The organism is Thalassospira sp. CH_XMU1420-2, assembly GCF_037029325.1.
Lineage (GTDB): Bacteria > Pseudomonadota > Alphaproteobacteria > Rhodospirillales > Thalassospiraceae > Thalassospira > Thalassospira povalilytica.
This window is the reverse complement of sequence record NZ_JAYMEG010000002.1, coordinates 837765-863987: the sequence shown is the minus strand read 5'-3', so window position 1 is coordinate 863987 and position 26223 is coordinate 837765. Positions and strand designations below refer to the sequence as shown.

Here is a 26223-nt window from a genome sequence, read left to right as displayed (position 1 = left end):
TATATCAGATTTTTCTCTGGAACAGAGTGGCGTTATCCCCAACTATCAGGATAACGCCACATCTGCTTTTGGGGGAAAGTCCGGTGCCGAAACTGACACGAAGCGAACTTCACGCGCAGCAGGATCAGCAATCCGCTCATCACCACCACCACCATCACCACCACCACCACCACCACCATCACCATCATCAGCATGATCACGCGCCGATGGAAGAGGGCAGATATACCGGCGACACACGTAAAGAAGTCGACCGAATGCGGCGCAATCTTCTGGTCGGGCTTGGCATGTTGCCCCTGGCCGGTATGGTCTTGAACCCGACGCGGCAGGCCTGGGCACTGTCAAACGAAGTCCGCATGCGTGAAGATGGCCGGTATCGATACATCACATCAAACGCCATTCCCGATCATGCTACCGGCAGTTTCCCGAACCGGCGCAACCCCAATGCGATCAAGGCGCAGGCCCTTGAATTCCGTTTGCCTTTAAACCCGGTTCGCACCGGGCGGTTCGCCCCGATTGATCGATTGTCATTCGGTGTTGCGGTAAACGGGGTTCCGTTTGATCCCTATACTGCGGAATTCTGGCAACGCAATCGCCAGTCCGGCTGGCGATACGAAGCGATTTCACCAACTCTTGATCTGGGGCTTGATCAAAACAATGCCCATGTGCAGCCCGATGGCACTTATCATTATCATGGCGTGCCCAAGGGGCTGATAAAAAGCTGGTCACCCGATCAGCATTCCATTCGCATCGGTTTTGCGGCCGACGGTTTCCCGATCTATGCGATGTTTGGCTATGCCGACCCCAATGATCCGGGATCACCGGTGGTCGCGTTGCGCAGTTCATGGCGGGTCAAAACCGGCACGCGTCCCGGTGGTCCGGGCGGGCCATATGACGGAACATATGGCGAGGATTTCGAATATGTGCCCGGTCTTGGTGACCTTGACGAGGCCAATGGCCGCGAAACCGTGACACCGGAATATCCGCAAGGAACCTATGCCTATTTCGTGACAGAGAGTTTCCCCTTCATCCCGCGTCTGTTGGCCGGTATTGGCGATCCCAGCTTCAACAAGGGGCCGAGTGGCATGCCGCCTGGTGGACCCGGTGGAAATGGGCCGGGTAGCGGCCCCGGGGGTGGTTCAGGGGGTGGTCCGGGTGGTGGCCCAGGTGGTGCAGGCCCGGATGGTCGCCGTGGTCCTCCGCCAGGTGGCGGTTTCCCCGGACAGCGTCCAAAGTTCGGCCAGCCACCAAGGTGAAATCTTTCGCCGGTGACAGATAGAGGAACACCGTTAAGTGGCGGCGGATGATGCTGTTTTGGATGTCAGGGCAGCGGACCAAAGACGTGGGTGGTATCGAGAAGCCACAATGCGGTGCTGATGGTGATGAATGACAGGGATGTCGCCATCATCAGTGACGCCGCGCACAATCCTTCGTGGCCATAACGTTGGCCGAAAATCGGATAGATGCTGAGCATCGGGGAACAGGCAAAGGCAACGCAGGCGATCCGCAAAGTCGGATCCATATCCGGCAGAAGATAAACCAGAACAAAAACCAGAATCGGGTGCAGCAACAGCTTTGCGCTGACGATGCGTGCCATATCGACGCGAAGCCCCTTAAGCTTCAGCCCGACAAGGCCCCCGCCAATGACAAACAATGCAACCGGCCCCGACGCCGATGCCAGCATGTCAATCACCCGGACAATCGGGCCGGGCAATGTGACGCCCGATAACGAAATCACAAGTCCGATGGCAATACCGATAATGATCGGGTTGCGCCCCAGATTGACAAACGCCTTGCCAAGTACCTGTACGCGGCTTTGCCCATTATTTTGTGCACTGTCACCCAGCACCAGAACCAGCGGCATCATCACAAGGTTTTCAATCATGACACACAGCGCAAGTCCAATTGCGGCAGTCGGACCAAGGATCTGGGATACGACTGGATATCCGACAAAGCCGCTATTGCACATCGACATGCCAAGGCCTTGCAAGGTAGCATTGGCCTGACTTTTGCCGGCAACTTTCAGGGCATAGAAATAGCCAAATGCAAACACCAGAAGCGAACCGATCCCGTACGCCAGAAGATAGACCGGTTCGATAATTTCGGTCAGATCACGCTGCCCCAGTGCCCGGATCAACAGGCATGGCAACGCGAAATTCATTACAAATGCCCCCATGCCGCGCACAATGTTTTGCGGCACGATATTGCGATAGACTGCAAAATAGCCGATCGCGATGATCATGAAGATCGGTGACGTGATCGCCAGAATATCAAGCATGTGACTTACGGGCTTTCTGGTTGGCTGCGCACAGGAACATGCGCAAATGGCTGGCGCAGCACCATCTGATTGGAATGGCTGCGATTATCAGGTATCTCCGCATTGGTCGATCGGGTCAAGAAACGGAATGGTTTTGTCAATGAACCAAACAGTAATGGATTGGCCTTGCGGGTGTCGTCGTGATGACTTTCGCGGGCTGGATCGGTTGACGTCGGCATCTTCGCGCGGGCGTCAGGCCGCAGAAATTCTGCAAAAATTCGGGGTCATGGACATACTTTCGGATTTTGATCCGGTTGTTGCCGGGACTTTGCCGATCGGGATCGATACTGCCAGTTCCGATGTCGATATTCTGTGTCATGCATCCGATCTTGGCCGGTTCGGGAAATTTGCCATGTCGCGATTGAATACGTTCGCGCAGTTTTCCAGTCATGATCGCGCGGCAACGGCAAATGTCGGGGCGGCGGTGGTTGTCCGGTTTGTCTGTGGCGGCTTTCCTGTCGAGATATTTGCAACAAACTGTCCGGTCATGTCGCAATTCGGATTTGTCCATATGCTGGTCGAAGCCCGTATATTGCATTTGATGGGGTCGGATTTCGCAAAAGGCGTACTGGCCCTGAAGATGGCGGGGGTCAAAACCGAACCTGCCTTTGCCCAACTGTTGGGACTGGACGGCGATCCCTATATCTTTCTGGCGGAAATGGTGGATATGACACCGGGCGAAATGCACGACCGGTTGATATCAACGATCAGAAAATGATGCCCGGGACCAACCGCGTCAAACCGGTTGGTCTGGTGCAGGAAGGGCGCGATAAACAACGTTTTCAAACCCGTCGGCCTTGGCCTGATCCATGGCATTTGCCGCATGCTCAAGGATCCGGTTGGCTTTGAAATGCAGTTTGGTGTCGGGGTCAGCCCAGGTGGCGCCGACACTGATGGTGATGCGGACAGGATCGCCTTCCATGTCGGTAAAGCGGCATTGTTCGCGCACCGTATCGCACAGCTTGAAGCCAAGGAAACTTGTCTGTTCCTGACGCACACCGGGCATCAGACAGGCAAAGCCGCATTCATCAACCCGCCCGACAACGTCGCGGTCACGCAATGATGATGTGATAACCGACGCAATCGCCTGAACGATCCGGTTGACGGTGTCCTTGCCATAGGTTTGCAGCAATCTTTCGTGGTCATCGATTTCAAACCGATAGATCGCAAGACTGTCATGCTTGAGACGGGCATTGATCAATTCGCGGTGCAAGAATTCCTTCATCCCGACGTCATTCCAAGTCCGCGTCATCGGATCGATCAGCAATTCATGTTTGGCCGGATCAAGATCATCAAGAACCTGTTGCGGGGTTCTTGCGCCATAGCGCAGGGCAATCGCGGTTTCCGCCCAATGACCCAGATCTTCAAGAATCTGAAGGTCTTCCTCGCTGAAATGGCGGGTTTGGGTATCGACCACGCACAATGCGCCGATCTTGAAGCCATCCGGATTGGTCAGCGGCACACCGGCATAGGCACGCACATTGGGAATGCCGGTGACAAGCGGGCTGTCATGGAACCGTTCGTCATGTTCGGCATCCTCGACGACAAATGTCTTGTCACCCAGAATGGCATGACCACAGAACGAAATATCGCGCGGGGTTTCCGATGTCGGCTGATTGATGTTGGATTTGAAAAACTGGCGATCATTATCAAGAAGCGATATCGCCACGATTTCCGATCCGAAAATGCGTTGGGCAACACGGGTAATACGATCAAGTTCGGGGTCGGCATCACTGGTCAGAATGCCCATGCTTTCAAGCGACTTCTGACGGGCAGCTTCATTGTCTGGTAATTCAGCTTTTTTCATCTGATCTTCCCCCCCCGGTTGATCAATAACCTTTGATGTAAATTCTGTTTGCCCGATACCCGATGCCCGAATTCAATTCCTGTGCGGTTGCGACGATCAGGCCACCGGTATCGTGACCTGATCCCCGATCGCCAGTTCGCCGCTTTCAATTACCCGGCACGTTACCCCGCCGCGCCAGTCGGGCGTCATGGCGTCCTTTAACCCCGGTGCGGCATCATCCATGCGGTGGCAGGGATCGGTTTCCCCGGTAATTTCAAATGTTACGCTGCCGATGACAAGTTTGCGGCCCTTTTCACGGGGCAGATCGATCCCGCGCACAAACAGGTTTGCCCGCCTTGTCGTCCAGGGCAGATCAGGTTTGCCGATTTCGTTGATGGCGGCGTTCCAGCCTTCCTCGGCCAGGATCGTGACCTGCCGGCGGCGCAACTTGCCGCGATAATCGCCATCAACGCCAAGTTCGGTGCTGACCTGAACCTGATCCAGTGTCTCCATTGGCGCATGGGACTTTGATTTGCGGGCAATTCCGATCAGTGTGGCGTGCGCGGTCATGGCGGGGTTCCGTTGCGGGCATCAGGGCATGTTTTGGTATGGATGGATTTGTGTCGCCAGGTGACCGGTCAGGTTTTCCACTGACCGGCAATTACCCAGCGCCCGGCAAAGTTTTCAGGCACCAGAATGGTCTGGCGCGGTGATCCGCTTTGATCAAGGTCGGGATAATCGGTGGTGTAATGAAGCCCGCGGCTTTCGCGACGCCACAGGGCCGATTGAATGATCAGCTTGGCCACCACTGACAGGTTACGCAGTTCCAGAAGGTCATTGGTGACACGGAAATTGCCGTAATATTCGTCAATTTCCGACAACAGCAAATCAACACGGTGCTGGGCGCGCTGCACACGTTTGGTGGTGCGCACGATGCCGACAAAATCCCACATCACGTTGCGCAACTGTTCCCAGTTATGGGCAACAATGACTTCCTCGTCGGAATCGGTGATGCCGGTTTCATCCCAATCGGGGATCGGTTTGAAATGATCTTCGACCGGAAGCGCTTCGATAATGTCATTGGCCGCAGCCTCGCCAAAGACCAGACATTCCAGAAGCGAGTTGGATGCCAGACGGTTCGCACCATGAAGGCCGGTGCCTGCACATTCACCAATCGCATAAAGCCCGGTCAAGTCGGTGCGCCCGCGCAGATCGGTCAGAACCCCGCCACAGGTGTAATGGGCGGCCGGAACAACCGGGATCGGCTGTTTGGTCATGTCGATGCCATAACCAAGGCAGGTTTCATAAATCGTCGGGAAGTGTTCTTTGATGAAATCCTTGCCCTTGTGCGTGATGTCGAGATAGACGCAATCAGCACCCAGACGCTTCATTTCATGGTCAATGGCGCGTGCGACAATATCACGCGGGGCCAGTTCACCACGTTCGTCAAACCGGTCCATAAACCGTGTGCCGTCTGGCAACAGCAACTTGCCGCCTTCGCCGCGCACGGCCTCGGTAATCAGGAATGATTTGGCCTGCGGGTGATAAAGACAGGTCGGGTGGAACTGGCTGAATTCCATGTTCATCACACGGCAACCCGCACGCCATGCCATGGCGATACCATCTCCGGTCGATCCGTCCGGGTTGGATGTGAAACGGTAAACCTTGCTGGCACCACCGGTCGCCAGAACAACCGTGCGGGCATTGAATGATTTTACCTTGCCGGTTTCAAGATCAAGCGCATAGGCACCGATGCAACGCCGTCCTTCGCCGCCGAATTTGCGATCAGTGACCAGATCAATCGCCAGATAATTTTCAAAAATCTTGATGTTCGGATGATTGACCGCCTGGCTTTGCAGGGTGGTCTGAACCGCACGGCCGGTGGCGTCGGCGGCATGGACGATGCGCCGGTGGCTGTGCCCGCCTTCGCGGGTCAGATGGAATGGCTGACTGTTGTCGCCATCAGGATCACGGGTCAGCTGGATGCCAAGTTCGTCAAGCCAGGCAATCGCACGCGGCGCATTGGCGGCAACGAATTCAACGGTTTCACGTTTGCACAGATCGGCACCGGCAATCAGGGTATCGCGAACATGGTTTTCGATGCTGTCAGTCGCATCAAGAACCGCTGCGATCCCGCCCTGGGCCCAGTTTGTCGATCCGTCATCGATCTTGCCCTTGGACAGGACAGCGACCTTTACATGCGGGGCGAGTTTAAGTGCAGTGGACAGACCGGCAGCACCACTACCGATGACAAGCACATCATAATGGAAAGAATTTTCGGACATTTTATCCCATCACTTTCGGGCGGGGTCAGATGGCAGGGAATGGCGCGGTGGCGTCATCATCTGGCTCCGAACAGAAGCCGCAGAATAGGACTGCTTTTCATCAATCTCAAACATATTTGTCTGAAATGGTGTGATGAATACGGGGTGAACGGAAAGTCTGTGTCACAGTGCTTGCATTATCGGCACACCATGACAGATAAAAAAAGGAACCATTCATCACCGATCGGGGGAGGTCGCGGTGAACAAACACTCAGCCGAAAAAACCGGCTATCACGGCGGATGCCATTGCGGCGCCGTGCGCTATCAAATCAATGGACCGGTCGATGATACGGTCATGTGCCATTGCAATCTGTGTCGCAAACTGCACGGCCATGTCAGTTCCTATGCCCGGTTTGATCGCCATCATCTTGATCTGATCCGCGATGACGGGTTGCGCTGGTATCGTTTGTCGGAAAAAACCGATCGCGGTTTTTGCAAGGAATGCGGCACCGGTTTGTTCTGGCGACCGGTGCGCGCCGATCATATGGCGGTGATGCCAGGGACCCTTGATGATAGCGCTAACATGACGACAGCCGGTCAGATTTTCTGTGCGGACAAGGGTGACTATTACCCGCTTGATCCGGCGATCAAACAGCTTGATCAATCCTGATCGGTAACGCCGGGCACCTTCATCCAGGTCAGTTCGTGCTTGTTGTTATACAAATGCACGACCTTTGATCCGGGAATATCGGCAAACTGGGTGATGGCGGAGTAATCCGTATCGCCCTGCAATTTGATGGTGCAGATAAAGTTGGTCGCCATGCCGGTTTCCATCCACTGATTGACCAGTGTGAACAGGCGATCCGGATAACAAATCACGTCCGAGCACAGCCAGTCGATATGGCCGATTTCCTGTGGATTGAGGCCAAAGGCACTTTCCTGACGGAAATCAACGCGCGGCAAGTTGGCAATTTTGCTGTCCAGCCGCGCCTTGTCGATGGAAATGACATCGGTGCCAAATTCATGCAGAACCCAGGTCCATCCACCCGGGCTTCCGCCCAGATCCATGGTGCGTTGTCCGGGCTGCGGATAGGCACCAAGCCGTGTGAAGGCTTCCCACAGTTTCAGGTACGCGCGGTTTGGCGGTGTGACCTTGTCTTCTTCAAATTCGACATCGCCGTTTTTCCAGGGGCTGGAACAATCCGCCGATGCGATGATCGTATCGGGATCAATCAGCGTCCATGAACCAAGCGGCGCTGTCGGGGCCGGTTCGCCAAATACCTGACGCTTTGCCGATACATGGGGCAGGTGCCCTTCGATCAGCTTGGCGCGGGAAAAATGATCAAACTTGAACAGGGCCCAGTTGCGCTGATTGAATTTCAGGATTTTGGCCGCACCCTTGATCGACGGGATGGCAATCCGGACCGGATTGCGCCAGACATTCTGCGCCCAGAAAACGCGGCGTTCCGGGCCGGGTGCGAACATCAACCGGTCATGGCGTTCAATGACATCGCCCAGTTCATTGAACAGCTGATCCTCAAACCCGACAGGGGCGAGGTAGCCGGTTGCATCCATGGGTTCAATAACGGCATCGATGCCGTCCGGGGTGTCGAATGTCTGTGTGTTTGTCATCATGGGCCTGCTTTTACGCCCATTTCAGCCAATAAAAAAGCAGGAAAGCTGCATAACAGCTTTCCTGCCGCGATGTGACGGTTGCCAAGGTGGCAACAGATCAAATCAGAATTTGTCGGCCTGAACCAGACCGTCAATCAGGATAACCTTGGTCGGGTCGCCCTTGATGCCGAAATCATTGTCATTGATCATGGCAAGCGCGCCGTCGCCCATGATGGCAAGGCCTTCAAGCTTGTTCGGTGCTTCCGGGTAATCGGCACTGTCAAAGCGAAGGGTCTTGTTCACCGCAACCAGATCAATGGTCGACAGGTCATTTTGCTGTTCAAGTGACGGGCTGGTGGACATGTCATCCCAGCGGGTTGCAAGGATGTTGGTCGCACCATCAAGCTTGATTTCATGAAGCTTGGTGGTCTTGTCGGTCCGTTCGAGAACCAGAAGACGGTCATTGCCAAGGGCAAGGACTTCGGAAATGCGCGGGGCATTCTGTTTCTTGGACGGATCGTTGCGGAAGGTCTGCGGATCATCAAGCTGATAGATATATTCGCCAGTCAGCTTCTGTGCCACACGGTCATAAACGAACAGACGGGTGTTCTTGGCCGCCTTGTAGGCATCTGCATTCGGATTGGCCAGCGGGTTCTGAACCATGAAATACAGCTTGGTTTCGTCTGGCGATACGGCCATGGATTCAATGCCGCGGTTGGTCTGGCGCGTCACCAGAATGGCCGGAAGTCCGCCCGATACCTTATAGGCCGCACCGTCGAAATCTTTTTCCGATCCGGCCGGAACGATGCGTTCGATCACGGTACCGTCAGCTGCAACATGCAAAACGGACGGGCCGTTTTCTTCCCCAATCCAGTAGGTGCCATCAGACAGGCGAATGATGCCTTCGGCATCGATTGACGATACGGACTGTTCAAGCGGGTTGCCGTTGGCATCAACCGGCTTTTCGGTTTTGGCAACGGTCAGCTTGTTGGTGAGGCCGGTCAGCGGAACACCATTCTGATCCTTGATGGTGATGACATCCTTGATGTCAAAGCTTCCATCGTCATTGAGGAAAATGGTGTAGATTGACGGGGAATAATCCGGGGTCGGATAGATACGGACTTTCTTGCCTTTGCATACGACGTCTTCGGCAACGCCAAGAACGTCCTGAACGTCACCGCAAACAAAGTTCGGACCACGGTCGGAAACGGCATAGAACATGTTGGCCGGATCACCCGGACGACGATATGCACCGGAGCCCAGACCAATGGTCAGGTCCCGGGCCTTGCCGCCATCAACCATCACGGTTGAAAGATTGTTGATCGCGCTTTTGGTTTCAAAAACCCTGGCGTCCCCTGCCATGGCCGAGCTGGCAAGAAGCAAGGCTGCAAAGCCGGCAACGCCCGCTGCAAACGTCCGTTTCATGGAATAAATCCCCCACAGAAAAATCTGAAAAAAGTGCAAGAACCCACAGCTCAAGCCCGTAAATGTTCGAGCGAACTGTGTTCTTGTTCACATTAGAGATTCTCTGTGACAGTTTGTTTGCGCTTGCGCGTCGTTTTGATGAAACCAATCAAACGGTTAACGGATTTTCTATTTCCAGAAATCCTCTCGGCGGACCGTAAAGGTTTCCGATACGCTGGCATATTCCTGATAGCCAAGCCGGGCCAGCGGTTCAAACAGCGTGATATCGACCATGCCATCGCGAATGATGTCATCATCAATGTGCAACCCGACCACAGTGCCGATCACCATCGCACAGGGCCGTTTATCGGGAAAGGCACTGGGCAGATCGACAATCTGATAGACCGTGCATTCCATATGGATCGGAACACCCTTGATCAGATGCGGTTTGACGCATTTGGCCGGAAGCTTTTCAAGCCCGGCATATTCAAATTCGTCTTCACCCGGCGGCAGTGGGGACGAGGAAAAATTCAGTTCCTTAAGCATCGCACGCGGGGCAACACCGACAACAAATTCGCCGGTATCACGGGCGTTTTGCAGACTGTCAATCGAACCACCTGACGAAAACATCACCATCGGCGGGGTGCCAAGCACCGCATTGAAAAACGAATAGGGCGCCAGGTTGGGACGACCGTTTTTATCAAGGGTCGAAACCCAGCCGATCGGACGCGGCGCCACACAGGCCTTGAACGGATCATGGGGCAGGTTATGTGGCGTTTTTCCCGGTTCATAGAACATGGCGGCATCCGTTCAGCAGCAGGTTATCTTCAAATCCGAACTGGACCAGTTATTGGCCCGGCGCATATTCATGTTCACGCACATGATCCGGACGGTCGGCCAGATGCAGGCGGGTCTGGGCCATCGGCGTTTCGGCAATGATTTTGCCGCGCCGAATGACAAATAGACGATTGGCCCGCATGCGGATGGCTTCAATCGTGTCGCGGGCTTGCAGGATAACGAAATCGGCATTGTTGCCAACCTCGATGCCATATCCATCAAGGCCCAAAATCCTGGCCGGTTCCTTGGTCACGGCATCAAAGCAGGCCCGGATATCATCACGTGATGTCATCTGGGCAACATGAAGCCCCATTGATGCGACTTCAAGCATGTCACCCGACCCCATCGAATACCAGGGATCCATCACACAATCATGGCCGAACGCCACGGTCAGGCCCGCCTTGCGCAGTTCCGGCACGCGGGTCATGCCACGGCGTTTGGGATAGGTATCATGACGGCCCTGAAGGGTGATGTTGATCAGCGGATTGGCAATGGCGGAAACTTCGGCCTCGGCCATCAGGGCAATCAGTTTGGACACATAGTAATTATCCATCGAATGCATCGATGTCAGGTGCGATCCGGCAACGCGCCCCTGAAGCCCAAGGCGCTGGGTTTCGTAAGCCAACATTTCGATATGACGTGACAAGGGATCATCAGATTCATCGCAATGCATATCAACCATCAGGCCACGGTCGGCCGCCATTTCGCAAAGCTCCGCAATGCTTTGCGCACCGTCGGCCATCGTCCGTTCGAAATGCGGAATGCCACCGACAACATCAACGCCCTTGTCCAGGGCGCGGATGGTGTTTTCCTTGGCGGTTTTGCTGCGCAGATAGCCATCCTGCGGGAAGGCTACCAGTTGCAGGTCGATATAGGGTGCGACCTGTTTTTTGACTTCAAGCAACGCATCAACCGCAAGCAACCGGTCATCACAAACATCAACGTGACTGCGAATGGCAAGCAGGCCCTTGGATACCGCAAGGTCGCAATATTTAAGGGCACGTTCAATTACGGCTTCGGGTGTCAAAAGCGGTTTAAGTTCCCCCCAAAGTGCGATGCCTTCCAGCAGGGTGCCAGACTCATTCATGCGTGGCAGACCAAGCGACAGGGTGGCATCCATATGGAAATGACTGTCGACAAAGGGCGGACTGACCAGCATGCCGCCGCAATCGATTTCCTCGGTCGCGGGGATGTTCAGGTTCTGGCCAATCTCGACAATCTTTCCATTGCTACAAGCGATATCAACGCCCGCCTGTCCATTGGCGATATTGGCATTTTTCAAAATCAGATCGGCTTGCATGGCGTCATCCTTGGTCTTGTGGTGGCGGTCATAAACGGATTGTTGTGATTAACGCTGGCCCTTGAACCAGGGGACCAGAAGCGCCTTGGGATAATCGGCCTTACGGGCAACAACAATCAGGGCAATGATCGACAGGATATAGGGCATCATCAGGAAGACCTGCGATGGCAGGAATGCGCCCACTTCCGTTTGCAGGCGCACCTGAAACGCATCAAAGGCCCCGAATAACAGGGCACCGATCAATGCCTTGCCCGGTCGCCAGCTTGCAAACACGGTCAGCGCAATGCAAACCCAGCCACGGCCATTGATCATGCCAAAGAAGAACGCATCAAAGGCTGACATGGTCAGAAACGCGCCGCCCAGTGCCATCAGGGACGAGCCGACAACAACCGCACCGATGCGCAGGCCATAAACCGAAAGTCCCTGTGCCTCGACCGAGGACGGGTTATCACCAACCGCGCGGATCGCAAGACCAAGTGGCGTGCGATACAGAACCCAGCCGGTAACAAACACCAGAACAAGCGCCAGCATCGTCATCGCGGTTTGTGAAAACAGCGCCTGACCGATGAATGGCAAGTCTGACAGGAACGGAATATCAAGCGGACGGAACGGTTCGATGCGCGGCGGTGACGACACATCGGGAAGGGCCGTGCGATAGGTGAAATAGGAAAGGCTGGTGGCAAGAAGGGTCACCCCAATACCAGATACATGCTGACTAAGGCCAAGCGGTACGGTCAGGACCGCATGGATCAGGCCAAAGAACGCACCGGCCAGTGCGGCAACAAGCACACCACCCCAAAGCCCGGCACCAAGCCACACGGCCATCCATCCGGCCATGGCACCGGCGGTAAATATGCCCTCGATACCAAGGTTAAGCACCCCGGCACGTTCGCAAACAAGTGCGCCCAGAACTCCGAAAATCAGCGGGGTTGCGATACGAATGGCGGCTTCCCAGAAGCTGGCGGCAAGAAGAATGTCGATGATTTCCATGTCTGTTCTCCTTACCCGGCTGTCTTGCGATCAAAATGAACCGTAAATCGGGTCAAGAAGCCGCCAATCAAAACACAAAGCAACGCCATCGCCACAATCAGATCGGCCAGATAGCTGGAAACGCCAATCGCGCGGCTCATGGAATCTGCACCGACAAATACCGATGCCACAAACAGGGCCGATGCGATCACCCCGACCGGCGACAAACGCGCCAGCATGGCAACAACAATTCCGGCATAACCATATCCCGGTGACAGGTCGGTTGCGAGATATCCGCGCGTTCCGGCAACTTCGGCAACCCCGGCCAAACCGGCCAGACCACCCGAAAGCGCGGCAACAAGGATCATGGTTTTGGTGACCGAAATACCGGCGAATTTGGCGGCTGCGGCATTTTCACCGACTGCACGGATTTCAAAGCCCCAAACAGTCCGTTTGACAAAGACGGCCAGGGCAATGGCCGACACCAGTGCGATGATCAGGCCGAAATGAACACGCATCCGTTCGATCAGTGGCGGGAAAACCGCACTGTCGATAATCGGTTCGGATTGCGGCCAACCCATCGACATCGGGTCTTTAAGCACCCCTTCAAGCATCATCTGAACAAACAGAAGTACGATGAAGTTCAAAAGAAGCGTGGTAACGACTTCATCAACACCCAACCGGGTTTTCATCAAAGTCGGGCCGATCAGCATCAGCGCACCGGCAACCATACCGGCAATCATCACGACCGGGATCATGATCCAGCTTGGACCATCAATCACACCCGATCCGATGGCCACAGCGGCCATGGCCCCCATGTAAAGCTGGCCTTCGGCACCGATATTCCAAAGTTTTGCGCGGAATGCGATGGCTGCTGCCAGACCGGTCAGGATCAGGGGTGTCGCGCGGGTCAGCATTTCGGAAATCGAAAAGACCGACCCGAATGCACCACTGATCATAAGGCCGTATGCCTTGATGATCGGGGCGTCGGCCAGTGCAAGGGGAATGGCGGCCAGCAAAATGGCAATGGCAGCGGCAATGACCGGAACGCCATATGTCAGAACAGGGCCGGGATTGGCGCGGGGTTCAAAGCGGATCATGCCGTTTCTCCCGAATGCGTGGTGGTCTTTTGGTTGGTCGGGGCATGATGGGCTTTCTTCTGGCCGGCCATCATCAATCCAAGTTCGGATCGATCAATGGTATCGGTCGCCATTGCCGGTGTGATGTGACCGGCATGGATGACGGCGATCTGATCGGAAATGGTCAAAAGTTCATCAAGGTCTTCCGAAATCAGGATCACCGCCGCCCCATTTTGACGGGCTTCAAGCAAACGTCGGTGGACCTCGGATTGTGCACCGACATCAAGTCCACGGGACGGCTGATTGGCAAGGATCAGTTTCGGTGATTTTTCCAGAACGCGTGCCAGAATAAGTTTCTGGATATTACCGCCCGACAACAGGCGCGCCGGGGCATCCGGGCCGGGGCAGCGCACATCATAATCGGTGATGGCATGTTCGGCGCGTTTGCGGATCGCATCAAAATCAAGGAAGCCGAATTTCTGATAACCGGCATTGCGGACATCTTCGATGGCGATATTTTCCGCCACCGTCATCGATCCGACCATGCCATCATGATGGCGGTCTTCGGGGATACGGGCGATGCCGTTTTGCGCAAATTGATGGGCGTCGAATTTTTCGACCTTTTGGCCAAAAATCTCGACCGAACCGTGATCGGGTTTATCAAGGCCCGCGATCAATTGCGCAAGGGCGGCCTGACCATTGCCCGATACCCCGGCGATACCCAGAATTTCGCCTTCATGGGCTGTGATGGAAACGCCATGAAGGGACCGTCTTGAATCACCGCGATCAATGGTGACGTCGGAAAGGGTAAGGACCGGTTGGCCCGGTTCGCGGGCGATACGGCGACTGACCGGAACTTCGCGCCCGACCATCAATTCGGCGATGGAACGATGATCGGCGTCGCTTGTCATCATTTCACCGACTTTCTTGCCGCCACGCAAAACCGCAATCCGGTGCGATACAGCCAGAACTTCGGCCAGTTTGTGGGCGATGATGATGACTGCCAGACCGTTCTGCGCCAGTTTGCGAAGAACGGCAAACAGGCTGTCGGCTTCCTGCGGGGTCAGAACCGCTGTCGGTTCATCCAGAACCAGAAGCCGGGCATCGCGATAAAGGGCTTTCAGGATTTCAACGCGTTGCTTTTCGCCAACAGTCAGTTTGTGAACCGGTTGATCCAGATCGACATTCAATCCCGATCCGGCCATCAATTCCGCCAGTTTGGCGCGTGCCTTGGTACGGTCGCGGCGCAGGCGGAAAATCGGTTCGGTCCCCAGCACGATGTTATCAAGGCCGGTAAGGTTTTCGGCCAGTGTGAAATGCTGATGAACCATGCCGATCCCGGCATCCAGGGCAGCCTGCGGGGCGCCCGGTTCAAGCTGTTCAAGGTTGCCGTCGCGCGCGGCAACCGTAACCGTGCCTTCATCCGCGACATAGTGACCGAACAGAATATTCATCAATGTGGTTTTGCCCGCGCCATTCTCGCCAAGCAGGGCAACAATTTCGCCTTTGTGGGCCGTCAGGTCGATGGCGTCATTGGCAATCAGCGGGCCAAATCGTTTGGTGATGCCTGCCAGCGCAAGCAGCAGGTCTTGGGACGTTTGTTGTGATGTTTGCGCAGCAGATGACATCCGGGCATTCCGTTTTGTTTTTGCGTCACGCTGTGGGGCGAAAGGACGATGGTGCGTGACCGCAACACAAAGCGCAAGTTGATCAAACCTGCCGACTGTGCCCGGTATGCATCAAGCGCCTGAAAAGATGCGGTGACGTTCCCAAATTGTCGCAATCCCGAAATCGGGATCAAACAGATAAGGGGCAGTCCGGCTTCTACACCGAACTGCCCCTGAAATTTAAGGAAATCTTACATCGAAGATTTCGGTTCTTCGTCATTCACGTTAACGGTGAATGATCCGTCAAGGATTTCAGCCTGTTTGGCTTCGACCTTGGCGACCGTGCCTTCTGGAAGGAGGCTTGCGTCAAGAACGACACTGCCGCCACCATATTCCATGTAGCTGAACTTGCCGTAATCTTCGGCTTTGAATTCACCGGCTTTGACGGCTTCGATGGCGTGGTCAATGGTTGCTTCCATGTGCCACAGTGCCGAACCAAGGATCGTGCCCGGATAATCAGCCGCAGTGTCGATCACGTTGCCAACGGCAAGAATGCCGCGTTCCTTGGCCGCATCCGAAACGCCGAAACGTTCCGCGTACATGACATCGGCACCCTTATCGATCATGGCAAAGGATGCTTCTTTTGCCTTGGGCGGGTCATACCAGCTGTTGATGAAGGTCACCATGAATTCGACATCCGGATTGACCGATTTTGCACCTTCCATGAAGGCATGCATCAGACGGTTGACTTCCGGGATGGCGAAACCGCCAACCATGCCGATTTTGTTCGATTTGGTTGCCGCACCGGCAGCCATACCGACCAGATAGCTCGGCTCGTGGATGAAGTTGTCAAACACCGAGAAATTGTCACCATCCGGGGCAAAGCTTGACCCCATCAGGAAGGCGGTGTCGGGATATTGTGCGGCAACCTTGCGTGCTGCGCGTTCAACGCCAAAGACTTCGCCAACGATCAGGTCAGAACCATTTTCGGCATATTCGCGCATGACGCGCTCATAGTCGGTATTGGCGACGTTTTCGGAAAATTCATAGGAAATATCGCCACGTTCCTTGGCGGCGTTCAGCGCCTTGTGAATGCGCGAAACCCACTGCTGTTCGACCGGAACCGTATAGATTGCCGAAACTTTAAGCGGGTCGGCCTGTGCCGGTGTGCCAAAGCCAAAGGAAACCACCGCTGCTGCTGCGGCCACGGCCGAAAGCAGTGCACGACGGGAAAGGCTGAAAGTGCCAGACTTCATTTTGTCCCCCTGAAGGTTATTGCCGTTATGCGAAGTTCAACTTTTATGCATAGATTGTGGGCAGATTGTATACACGATCAGAAATGAGGCAAAGCGTGTTCTGTCCGAACGGTCAGTTTTTGTGATTTGAACCGGCCATTTAGCGCGTCCGGGCGGGGAAATACGGCTTGACGCGTGTATAAGTGATTGTTTCTTCACCTGAAAGGCGATGGGGAACTTTCCGGGCCGGCATTTCAGGATAAGCAGACTGTTTTGGATCTGCGGAGTCCGCCCGGTCTGACCGGGGATTTGACCCTGGCGCGGTGACGGGGATTGCCGGACTGAAATCTTCCGGTTTTTGGAGCAGACCGGTTAAGATTGTCTAAACAGGTGACGCACTTTCTAACACAATGCGAATCCTTGAAAAATTTCGGAGTCGGTTAACTCTTTCATTAACTATTTCGGTTGATGCTTTCCTCAAGATTTCGAGGGGAACCTAGAAGGCATCATGACTAAAAAAACAACTTTACCACTTGATCAGGTTCTGGTCGGCGATTGCATCGAACTGATGAACAGCCTGCCGGAAAAATCCGTTGATCTGATTTTTGCCGATCCGCCCTATAACTTGCAGCTTGGGGGGGATCTGCTGCGCCCGAACAATTCCAAGGTCGATGCAGTTGACGACCATTGGGATCAGTTCGACAGTTTCCGTCATTATGACGAATTCACCCGTGACTGGCTGACCGCCGCACGCCGGGTGTTGAAAGATACCGGTGCGATCTGGGTGATCGGCTCGTATCACAACATTTACCGCGTCGGTAACATGCTTCAGGATATCGGGTACTGGATCCTCAATGACATTGTCTGGCGCAAGACCAACCCGATGCCGAATTTCCGCGGCAAACGTTTCTGCAATGCGCATGAAACGCTTCTGTGGTGTTCCAAAAGCGAAGAACAAAAAGCCATCACCTTTAACTACGAAGCGATGAAGCAGCTTAATGAAGGCTTGCAGATGCGCTCTGACTGGTTGATGCCGATTTGCTCCGGCTCGGAACGTCTCAAGGATGAAAAGGGCAAAAAGGTCCATCCGACCCAGAAACCCGAAGCCCTGCTTCAGCGTGTTCTGATGGCAACCACCCGCCAGGGGGATGTGGTTCTTGACCCGTTCTTTGGCACGGGCACGACCGGTGCTGCTGCGCGCCGTCTGGGCCGTCACTTCATCGGGCTTGAGCGCGAAGAAACCTATGCGGAAGCCGCACGTGATCGCATCGCCAAGGTCCAGATGCTTGATGGTGACAGCCTGGAACTGACCGAATCGAAACGCGCCTTGCCGCGGATTCCGTTCGGTGCGGTCATCGAACGCGGTCTGTTGTCGCCGGGCGACAAAATCTATGACAACCGTGGAAATGTTGCGGCACTGGTACGTGCGGATGGCTCGATCAGCCATAAGGACAATGCCGGCTCGATCCATCAGATCGGCGCACATGTTCAGGGCGCACAGGCTTGTAATGGCTGGACTTATTGGCATTACAAGTGTGACGGACGTCTGGTGTCGATCGACAATCTGCGCAGTCAGTTGCGCAAGGAAATGGGACAGGTCCCCGCCTGATCCTGATCGGATTTTCCGATTAAATCTTTGATGCCCAAAGCCGGTGCAATTGAAAAATTGCACCGGTTTTTGCTTTTTACGCGAAAACTTGCTATGAAATGACGATCAAATATTATCCGTAAGGATAGATGGAGACCGTAATGCAGGCAGGTGCCGTAGGTGGTGCAGGATATGCACCCAACCCGATCCAGATTCAGCAGGCAGCCGCCCCGATTTCTGAAACGGGTAGCAATGACCTGAATTCGCCGCAGACACAGCGGATCGAGCAAACAGCAGAAACGCAGACCTCGCAGCAGGCCGCACCGGCCCCGACCGGGGGACGTGGACAGGTGATCGATATTTACGCCTGATCGCGCCGTGCAAGGTTATAAAAAGAAAAAGGCCCGTGATGAAAATCACGGGCCTTTTCAATTGTGATCGTGGTCTGTCCGTTCTTGTGAATGCCAGAACCTCTATCGGTATTTCAGGGCATGGCGGACAATCTTTTTCATGATTGTCGGCAGGGCAAAGTCGGACAGGCCGTCAATTGTTGTCCAGCTGCCCTCCATCTCATCGGCCTGACCGGCGGGAATGGTGGTGGCCAGAACACTGACATTGAGATGGAAATGGGTAAATGTATGCCCGACTGTGCCATCAAGTTCCGACCAGGCGGCTTTAACCGGTGCCTCTGACAGCATGACATCATCGGGGGCGTCAATCGCGCGCCAGTCACTGCCCGGGACTTCGTAAAGCCCGCCAAGCAATCCCTTTTCCGGGCGGCGGCGGATCAGGATGCGACCATCATCTTCGCGCCGGATCCAGAATGCATAGCCGACCCGGGTTGGCTTCGGCTCCTTTTTGCGCTTTTGGGGAAGATCGGCTGCAATACCTGCCTTGCGGCCTTCGCAATCGGCCTGCCACGGGCATATGCCGCAGGCCGGATTGCGCGGGGTGCAAACGGTTGCCCCCAAATCCATCAGCGCCTGGGCATAATCGCCGGGGCGGTTTGACGGGGTCAGGGCCGCGGACTTTTCCTTGATTTCCGGTTTGACGTCCGGAAGCGGTGTTTCAAGGGCAAACAGCCGCGAAATCACCCGTTCGATATTGCCATCCACGGGACTTGCATGGCGGTCAAAGGCAATGGCAGCAACCGCACAGGCGGTATAGGGACCAATACCGGGCAGTTTCAGCAAGCCTTCTTCGGTATCGGGGAAAATACCGTCATACTCGGTCGCGACCACCTTGGCGCATTTGTGCAGATTGCGCGCCCGTGCATAATATCCAAGCCCTTGCCAGGCATGAAGAACATCATCAAGTTCGGCATTGGCCAGATCGGTCACGGTCGGCCAGCGTTTCAGAAACGCAGCAAAATATGGTCCGACGGTCTGGACCGTGGTTTGCTGCAACATGATTTCGCTAAGCCAGACGTGGTACGGGTTGGGTGTTTCGCCCGGCTCTGCGCGCCAGGGCAAGGTGCGGTGATGGCGATCATACCATTCCAGCATGGTCTGACCGAGGCGGGATATATCGTCAGCGGTGAAATGCACGGCGGTCCCGTGTTATGTTGTGATTGGAATCTGCGAGTGACCCTACGAAAGAACCGGGCTTGAGCAAGCAAAAAGATATGGCTGATACGAAAACATCTGCCGGTGCGGATCAGACATCCGCGTCGGTTGCTGCAAAAAACGCGGTCAAGAAACGTCAGAACATCACCCCGATGGGCAGTTCCGAACGCCGGATGGGCTTGCGCAATGTCGCGCCGCTGGTCGGGAACCTGACCCGGCCGCTGGTTCGGAAACGCGGTTTTTTCCAGACGGAAATCATCCTGCATTGGGCCGAAATCGTCGGGCGGGACCTTGAACAATTCACCATGCCGGTAAAATATTCCCCGCCGCGCGGCGAAAATGCCGGTGGCGGAACGCTGGTGATCCGTGTCACCGGACCGGTCGCGATCGAACTGCAACATCGCATGCCCCAGATCATTGACCGGGTGAATACCTATTTCGGGTATCGGGCGGTGGACCGCATCAAGATGATGCAGGGCGACATTTCCCGCCCCGAACGTACGGTTCATGTGCCAACCAGTGTTCCCGAAGGCAATATCGCAAAAAACAACCAGGCCAACATCGACAAGATCGAAGACCCGCATCTGCGCGAAGTTCTGACCCGGCTTGGGCGTCACATCGCCGGTGCGACGGGCGGGCTCAAACCCAAAGCCGGCAAGAAGTAATCAACCCGGATTGTATATTTCCATGATGGGCGCGGGATGCTTTGCGTGCATGCCGACATGGTTGGGCGGTGTGCTGGATGGCGGGGCCGGCGTGTTGCAAATATCGAATCAGTTTCCTGAAATGAACGAACACGGTCTTGCCGCATTTTCACGCGACCTTGGCGACTCGTTGGTGCAATAGCCGTTTTGTGGCGTGTGTTGACTCCCGCGCTGCAACAGGCTTGTAATCACAAAACTTTGTTTTAACGGAGGTTTCCTTGCTAAAGGCGGTTAAGTTTCTTGCAGGTGCATTTCTGATTGCACTTGGTGTCGTTGGGACCCAGCAGGCACATGCAACAGAATGGAAAGAACATGTACTGGGTGATGAAAATGCCCCGGTAACCATGATTGAATATGCGTCTTTGACCTGCCCGCATTGTGCAGCCTTCCACAATGAGGTTCTGCCCGAGATCAAGGAAAAGCTGATTGATACCGGCAAGCTGAAGCTGGTTTTCCGCGATTATCCGCTTGATGCCGTTGCATTGCGCGCAGCCGCCGTTGCCCAGTGCGCGGGCGATGACCGCTATTTCGGTGTTCTGAGCATGCTGTTCAAATCACAGCTGAGCTGGGCGCGTTCGGAAGACCCGATCGAAGGCATCAAACAGGTCGTGCGTTTCGGGGGCATGAACAGCGACGCGGTTGATGCTTGCCTTGCCGATCAGGCGATGATCGATGCCATCGTTGCATCGCGCATGAAAGGCGAACAGGAATTCAACGTTTCCTCGACACCGAGCTTCATCCTTGATGGTGAAACCATTGCCGGTGCCCGTGAAGCAGAATTCTTCATCGAAAAAGTCGAAGATCTTATCGACTAAGCAAAACAATTTCGCCGGATACCGTATTGCGGTGTCCGGCAACAGGGGCAGAGGTCGGACCGGGGGACATGATTGGTCCAGTTTAAATCGCTACGGCTGACGGGGTTCAAATCCTTCGTCGATTCAACAGACTTGCTGGTTGAAGACGGGCTGACAGGTGTTGTCGGCCCGAATGGCTGTGGCAAATCCAATCTTGTTGAAGCGCTGCGCTGGGTGATGGGTGAAACATCGGCCAAGCAGATGCGCGGCTCCGACATGTCCGACGTTATCTTTGGCGGGACATCGTCCCGTCCTGCGCGCAATGTGGCCGAAGTTTCCGTGACGCTCGATAACAGCGAACGCAAAGCCCCGGCGATGTTCAATGATTTCGATCTTCTTGAAGTGACCCGGCGCATCGAACGCGGCGGTGGATCGAATTACAAGGTCAATGGCAAGGATGTTCGTGCACGCGACGTGCAGTTGCTGTTTGCCGATGCCGCGACCGGCGCGCGATCAAATGCCATGGTGTCCCAGGGCAAGATCGGCGCGCTTATCGGAGCCAAACCGATCCAGCGGCGCCTGATCCTTGAAGAAGCAGCCGGCATCACCGGTCTTCATTCACGCCGCCACGAAGCCGAATTGCGCCTTAAGAACGCCGAACAGAATATGGAACGTCTTGAAGACGTTCTGGTGCAGCTTGATGGCCAGATTGCCAGTTTGCAAAAGCAGGCCCGTCAGGCCGAACGATATCGCAAACTGTCCGAAAGCATCCGCCAGACAGAGGCATTGCTGTTCCATATCCGCTGGACCGATGCACAGAAACGCCAGAATGATGCACGTGAATTGCTGGTCGCTGGCGAAAGTGCGGTTCGTGATCTGACCTCGTCAGTGACCGAGGCGACAACGGTGCAGGCCCATATTGCCGCAAGTCTTCCCGATTTGCGCAAAAAGGAAGCCGATGCGGCCGCCGCCCTGCAACGACTTTTGATCGAACGCGAAGGCCTTGATAAAGACAAGGCACAGATCGAAACCCAGATGAGCCAGCTTCGTGCGCGCATTCAGCAAATTGACGCCGACCTGGCCCGCGAAGCCGAACTGGCAAGTGATGCCCAGGGCGCGCTTGAAAAGCTTAAACGTGAACGCGAAGAACTGAGCGAAGCCCAGGGCGGGGAGGATGACGAGCTTGACGAAGCCCGTGAAATTGCCGCTGAAAAGGCCATCCGTGTCGAAGAACTCGAAGGTGCGGTCGAAGCATTGACCAGCAAGGTCGCCGAGGAAGAAGCCCGTCTTAAATCCGTTCAGCAACGCCTGAGCGAACTTAATGCGCGCCGCAACCGTTTGACCGAACGCCATGACGAGGCAGTGGCAAAGCTTGATGATATCCGCATCGAGGCCGACTTTACCGAGGCCCTTGAAGAAGCAAACATGCATCTTGAAGAATGCGAAGAGCTTTGCGAACAGCGCAAGATGGCGGTCGAAGAAGCCGAAATGCGGCTGGCTGAAATGCGCGACCGCGAAGACAGTCTTAAAACGGCCGAAAGCGATGCACGTGATGCCCTGCGCGATGCCGAAAGCCGCAAGGCCCGCCTGATGGCGGAAATCGAGGCGCTGGAAAGTCTGCTTAAGGGCGGCGATGACGACAAATATTCTGGCGTGATCGAAGACATCACCGTGCAAAGCGGTCTTGAACTGGCGATGGCAGCGGCCCTTGGCGAAGATCTTGATGCGCCCGATGCCGCCGATGCGCCGATGCATTGGTCGGCGATTGATCCGGCAACCGATGATCCGGCCTTGCCCGAAGGTGTGACCGCACTTGCCAAATTTGTCGAAGCCCCGGCACTTTTGAACCGCCGTCTTTGGCAGATCGGGATTGTTGACGATGATGCCACGGGCAACTTCCTGTCCAAGAATTTGAAAGTCGGGCAGCGGCTGGTGTCGCGCGAAGGGGCGCTTTGGCGTTGGGACGGGTATCGCATTCTGGCCGGGGCCGAATTGCCCGCAGCGGTGCGTTTGCGTCAACGCAACCGGCTTGAAGAATTGCGCGGCGAACTTGAAGAAGCCGATGCCGTGGTCGAAGCCGCACTTGAGCGTTCGGAAATTGCGACTGAAAATGTCGAACGGCTTGATGAAGAAATCGAAGCTGCCCGCACCGCCGAACAGGAAGCCCACCGTGCAGTGCGCGAGGCCGAGGGAACGCTGTCGCGCGCCCGTGAAGAAATCGCCAATATCAAACGCGACGCCAGCGCCATTGAAAGCCGCCTGCAAAACGCCGAAGAAGCCGAAAAACGCGCCAAGCAAGACCTTGATGAAGTCATCGCCGAACAGGAAGAACTGTCAGCACTGCCTGAAGAAAGCAGCGAAGGTCTGATGGAAATCAAGGCCGAGCTGATCGAACAGCGTGCCAATCTTTCCGATGCCCGTGCCGATCAGATGGAAGCAAGAAGCATGCTGGAACGCATGCAAAGTGCAATGTCGGGCCGGCGCAAGCGTCTTGAATTTGTTGAAAACGAAATTGCGACCTGGAACGAACGTGCGTCAGGGGCGGGGGAACGTGTTGCCGAATTGCGCGACCGTCAGGAAGAAGCCCGCATGGAGATCGAGGAGCTTGAACTCAAGCCCGAAGAGATCGAAGAGCGCCGTGCGATCCTCTCGGACCGGATCGAACTGGCCGATCAGACCCGCAAGGACGCGGCCGACGAATTGCAAAAGGCCGAAAATGCCCAGCGTGAAGCCGACCATAATCTTAAGGAAGCTGAACAGAAACTGGCCGAAGCCCGCGAGGGCCGCGTGCGCTGCGAGGCATTGCTTGAACAGGCCGAACAACATCGCCGCGATTTGATCGAGCGTATACGCGAACGCGTCAATGCAACGCCCGACCAGCTGGTTGAACTTGGCCAGATTGATCTGACCAAGGAACTCCCGGCCGAGGCCGATATCGAAGCCCGCCTGCAACGCCAGTCGCGCGAACGCGAAAATCTTGGGGCGGTGAACCTGCGTGCCGAAGTCGAACTGGCAGAATTGCAGGAACAGAAAGACACCATGGTGTCGGAACGCGATGATTTGATTGCTGCCATTGAAAAGTTGCGCAATGGCATCAACCAGCTCAATCGCGAAGCACGTGCACGTCTCAAGACGGCGTTTGACGAAGTCGACAAACATTTCCAGCAATTGTTTGTCCGCCTGTTTGGCGGCGGTGGTGCGCATCTGATGCTGACCGAGGCCGACGATCCGCTTGAAGCCGGGCTTGAAATCATGGCATCCCCGCCGGGCAAGAAGCTTCAGCATCTGTCGCTGTTGTCTGGTGGTGAACAGGCCCTGACCGCGGTTGCCTTGCTGTTTGCAGTGTTCCTGACCAACCCGGCGCCGATCTGCGTGCTTGACGAAGTTGACGCACCGCTTGATGACGCCAACGTTGACCGTTTCTGCAAACTGCTCGAAGCAATTGGCCGTCACGCCAATACCCGCTTCCTGGTCATCACGCACCACCGTATGACCATGGCCCGAATGAACCGTCTGTTTGGGGTGACGATGGCCGAACGCGGGGTTTCATCACTGGTATCGGTCGATCTGCACCAGGCCGAAGTCTATTCGAAAAAAGAACAGACCGAGCTTGATTTCACGAGCTGATGTTCGTGCCCGTGAACCCGATGCGGTGATTAGATTATCGGAAATTAATGAACTGATAGGACCGTCGATGTTACACCGGCATTGAAATTCAATGACGGTGAATAGATTGATGTCCCAGAAAGTGCGCGAACTTTACGAACAGTTTCCCTATCCGCTGCGCGACCCGCAGGAGGAAAAAGACCGTTTGTTGATGCCGCCGCTTGATACCCTGTCGCGCGTCAATCATTACTGCTTTGGCGGGACAAAGGTGATTGATGCATCGTTCCGCGCCCTTGTTGCCGGGGGCGGAACGGGTGATGCGATGATCTGGCTTGCCGAACAGCTGCGCGACATTGGTGGATCGGTGACCTATCTTGAACCGTCCGAGGCAAGCACCCGGGTCGCACGCGCCCGTGCCGAGGCCCGCGGTCTTGAAAATGTCACCTATATCAACGCGACCATTTCCGAATTCGCCGCCTCAAAACCCGACCGGTTTGACTACATCAATTGCGCCGGGGTTCTCCATCATCTTGAAGACCCGCAGGAAGGACTTCGTGATCTGGCATCGGTTCTTAAGCCCGATGGTGCGATGGGGGTGATGGTCTATGGCGAACATGGGCGTCTTGCCGTCACCGAATGGCGCAAAATGATCGAACCGCTTCTGAGCAACAAGGACCTGTCCGAACAGCTTGCCATGACGCGCAAGCTGCTTGGCAATTTGCCCGAAGACAACATGTTGCTCAAGATGGGGGGCGGTCCGGGCTTTATCAAAGGCCTGCTTGAAAACGATCCCGAAATTGTCGATTTGCTGTTGCATCCCGTTGAATGTGCCTATGACGTGCACGGCGTCTATGACTTTGCCGCATCGGCTGATTTGCATGTTGCGGCCTTTACCGGATTTTTCGGTTTTGGTGGCACGGGAAAGGCACATTATGCGATCGGCAATCTGGTGCGTGATCCGGCTTTGTTGCGCGAATTGTCGGCGATGCCGCTTCGTGATCAGCAGGCATTTTGCGAACGATATAGCGGTGCGATGCCGCTCCATGCTTTTTACCTGACCCGGGATGATCGCGCCCAGGCGGCTGAAATGCTGCCCGATGGGGATCTTGCACCCTATTTCTTTGTCAAACCGACCCCGTCCTTCTTTGATGATCTTGTTGCCCTGGCCGGGCAGCCCGTTCTGATCGAAGATGGCAGCGGCAATGCCGTCGACCTGACGGGGGGGCCTGATCTGGCGCGGCTTTTGGCGGTCTTTGATGGCAAGAACACGGTCGCCGATCTTGTCCGGATCTTGCGCGATGACATCCTTGATAAACAGCCGATCGATATGAATTCGATTGCCATCAACACGCTTGGCGCTGTGTGGGCACTGTTTCACAAGTTCGACTGGATGCTGGCCAGCAGGCCGGATGGTTGGCAAAAAGCCGAAAGTGAACGTCAGCTGACGGTTCGCAAGCAATAGGCACGTCAGTACTGATTCCCGATTGCGATATGCTGGCGGCGTGAATCGAACAACCTGCGGTGCAATTGGTCGTCAAAACAGACGCCAAGGTCGTA

23 protein-coding genes are annotated in these 26223 nt (G+C 55.3%); 9 read left to right on the top strand and 14 right to left on the bottom strand.

Annotated features, from left to right (window positions below; all coding sequences use genetic code 11):
* Window positions 1–32 precede the first annotated feature (32 nt).
* On the bottom strand, window positions 33–194 hold the full coding sequence (locus WA429_RS08655; protein WP_287465345.1) for a hypothetical protein: 162 nt from the start codon (window positions 192–194) through the stop codon (window positions 33–35).
* A 12-nt stretch (window positions 195–206) separates the two neighbouring features.
* Here WA429_RS08655 and WA429_RS08650 point away from each other — a divergent pair, with 12 nt between their 5' ends.
* A complete protein-coding gene (locus WA429_RS08650) occupies window positions 207–1253 on the top strand; it encodes a YHYH protein (protein WP_287465347.1) in 1047 nt (348 codons plus the stop codon).
* A 65-nt stretch (window positions 1254–1318) separates the two neighbouring features.
* On the opposite strand, the gene WA429_RS08645 is transcribed toward WA429_RS08650, so the two are convergent.
* Entirely contained in the window at window positions 1319–2275 is a 957-nt protein-coding gene (locus WA429_RS08645; protein WP_068519808.1) for an AEC family transporter, read from the bottom strand.
* Window positions 2276–2414: 139 nt separating this feature from the next.
* On the opposite strand from WA429_RS08645, the gene WA429_RS08640 reads away from it, so the two are divergent.
* Complete coding sequence (locus tag WA429_RS08640; RefSeq protein ID WP_287465348.1) at window positions 2415–3032, top strand: DUF4269 domain-containing protein; 618 nt, start codon at window positions 2415–2417, stop codon at window positions 3030–3032.
* An 18-nt stretch (window positions 3033–3050) separates the two neighbouring features.
* Here WA429_RS08640 and WA429_RS08635 read toward each other — a convergent pair whose 3' ends face one another.
* The 3 genes from WA429_RS08635 to nadB all read right to left on the bottom strand — a co-directional run bounded on the left by WA429_RS08635 (window position 3051) and on the right by nadB (window position 6385).
* The gene (locus WA429_RS08635; RefSeq protein ID WP_228196107.1) at window positions 3051–4121 is read right to left on the bottom strand and encodes a sensor domain-containing diguanylate cyclase; all 1071 of its coding nucleotides are present in this window, start codon (window positions 4119–4121) and stop codon (window positions 3051–3053) included.
* 96 nt (window positions 4122–4217) lie between these two features.
* Complete coding sequence (locus WA429_RS08630; protein WP_206928230.1) at window positions 4218–4670, bottom strand: MOSC domain-containing protein; 453 nt, start codon at window positions 4668–4670, stop codon at window positions 4218–4220.
* A gap of 68 nt (window positions 4671–4738) precedes the next feature.
* Window positions 4739–6385: an L-aspartate oxidase gene (gene nadB, locus WA429_RS08625; RefSeq protein WP_101247220.1), complete on the bottom strand. Its 1647-nt coding sequence runs from the start codon at window positions 6383–6385 to the stop codon at window positions 4739–4741.
* Between the two features lie 238 nt (window positions 6386–6623).
* On the opposite strand from nadB, the gene WA429_RS08620 reads away from it, so the two are divergent.
* The gene (locus tag WA429_RS08620; RefSeq protein WP_287465351.1) at window positions 6624–7034 is read left to right on the top strand and encodes a GFA family protein; all 411 of its coding nucleotides are present in this window, start codon (window positions 6624–6626) and stop codon (window positions 7032–7034) included.
* Here the strand turns inward: WA429_RS08620 and WA429_RS08615 are convergent.
* The 8 genes from WA429_RS08615 to WA429_RS08580 form a co-directional block, all read right to left on the bottom strand.
* Window positions 7025–7996, bottom strand: coding sequence for an SAM-dependent methyltransferase (locus WA429_RS08615; protein WP_250280458.1), 972 nt, complete (start codon window positions 7994–7996; stop codon window positions 7025–7027). The two genes, WA429_RS08620 and WA429_RS08615, sit on opposite strands and share 10 nt — an antisense overlap.
* 105 nt (window positions 7997–8101) lie before the next feature.
* Window positions 8102–9403: an esterase-like activity of phytase family protein gene (locus WA429_RS08610; protein WP_287465353.1), complete on the bottom strand. Its 1302-nt coding sequence runs from the start codon at window positions 9401–9403 to the stop codon at window positions 8102–8104.
* Between the two features lie 168 nt (window positions 9404–9571).
* Window positions 9572–10180 (bottom strand): flavin reductase family protein, encoded by a 609-nt coding sequence (locus WA429_RS08605; protein ID WP_068519801.1) that lies wholly within the window; start codon window positions 10178–10180, stop codon window positions 9572–9574.
* Window positions 10181–10229: 49 nt separating this feature from the next.
* Entirely contained in the window at window positions 10230–11519 is a 1290-nt protein-coding gene (locus WA429_RS08600) for an amidohydrolase family protein (protein ID WP_287465355.1), read from the bottom strand.
* A gap of 48 nt (window positions 11520–11567) precedes the next feature.
* On the bottom strand, window positions 11568–12509 hold the full coding sequence (locus tag WA429_RS08595; protein ID WP_287465356.1) for an ABC transporter permease: 942 nt from the start codon (window positions 12507–12509) through the stop codon (window positions 11568–11570).
* Between the two features lie 11 nt (window positions 12510–12520).
* A complete protein-coding gene (locus tag WA429_RS08590; RefSeq protein WP_287465357.1) occupies window positions 12521–13588 on the bottom strand; it encodes an ABC transporter permease in 1068 nt (355 codons plus the stop codon).
* The gene (locus WA429_RS08585; RefSeq protein ID WP_287465358.1) at window positions 13585–15195 is read right to left on the bottom strand and encodes an ABC transporter ATP-binding protein; all 1611 of its coding nucleotides are present in this window, start codon (window positions 15193–15195) and stop codon (window positions 13585–13587) included. The genes WA429_RS08590 and WA429_RS08585 overlap by 4 nt, the downstream gene beginning before the upstream one ends.
* A 230-nt stretch (window positions 15196–15425) precedes the next feature.
* Window positions 15426–16430, bottom strand: a complete 1005-nt coding sequence (locus tag WA429_RS08580) for a BMP family protein (RefSeq protein WP_068519796.1) — start codon at window positions 16428–16430, stop codon at window positions 15426–15428.
* Window positions 16431–16917: 487 nt separating this feature from the next.
* Between WA429_RS08580 and WA429_RS08575 the strand changes: the two genes are divergently transcribed.
* Complete coding sequence (locus WA429_RS08575; RefSeq protein WP_114113140.1) at window positions 16918–18018, top strand: site-specific DNA-methyltransferase; 1101 nt, start codon at window positions 16918–16920, stop codon at window positions 18016–18018.
* Between the two features lie 140 nt (window positions 18019–18158).
* Complete coding sequence (locus tag WA429_RS08570) at window positions 18159–18368, top strand: hypothetical protein (protein ID WP_228196116.1); 210 nt, start codon at window positions 18159–18161, stop codon at window positions 18366–18368.
* 102 nt (window positions 18369–18470) lie between these two features.
* Here WA429_RS08570 and mutY read toward each other — a convergent pair whose 3' ends face one another.
* Window positions 18471–19544 (bottom strand): A/G-specific adenine glycosylase, encoded by a 1074-nt coding sequence (gene mutY, locus WA429_RS08565; protein ID WP_287465360.1) that lies wholly within the window; start codon window positions 19542–19544, stop codon window positions 18471–18473.
* Between the two features lie 77 nt (window positions 19545–19621).
* Between mutY and WA429_RS08560 the strand changes: the two genes are divergently transcribed.
* The 4 genes from WA429_RS08560 (at window position 19622) to WA429_RS08545 (ending at window position 26128) form a co-directional block, all read left to right on the top strand.
* Window positions 19622–20227, top strand: a complete 606-nt coding sequence (locus WA429_RS08560; protein ID WP_287465361.1) for a DUF721 domain-containing protein — start codon at window positions 19622–19624, stop codon at window positions 20225–20227.
* Between the two features lie 257 nt (window positions 20228–20484).
* Window positions 20485–21081 (top strand): thioredoxin domain-containing protein, encoded by a 597-nt coding sequence (locus tag WA429_RS08555; protein ID WP_068519791.1) that lies wholly within the window; start codon window positions 20485–20487, stop codon window positions 21079–21081.
* A gap of 72 nt (window positions 21082–21153) precedes the next feature.
* On the top strand, window positions 21154–24687 hold the full coding sequence (smc, locus tag WA429_RS08550) for a chromosome segregation protein SMC (protein WP_287465363.1): 3534 nt from the start codon (window positions 21154–21156) through the stop codon (window positions 24685–24687).
* 109 nt (window positions 24688–24796) lie between these two features.
* Window positions 24797–26128, top strand: a complete 1332-nt coding sequence (locus WA429_RS08545) for a class I SAM-dependent methyltransferase (RefSeq protein WP_287465364.1) — start codon at window positions 24797–24799, stop codon at window positions 26126–26128.
* The last annotated feature ends 95 nt before the right edge of the window (window positions 26129–26223 follow it).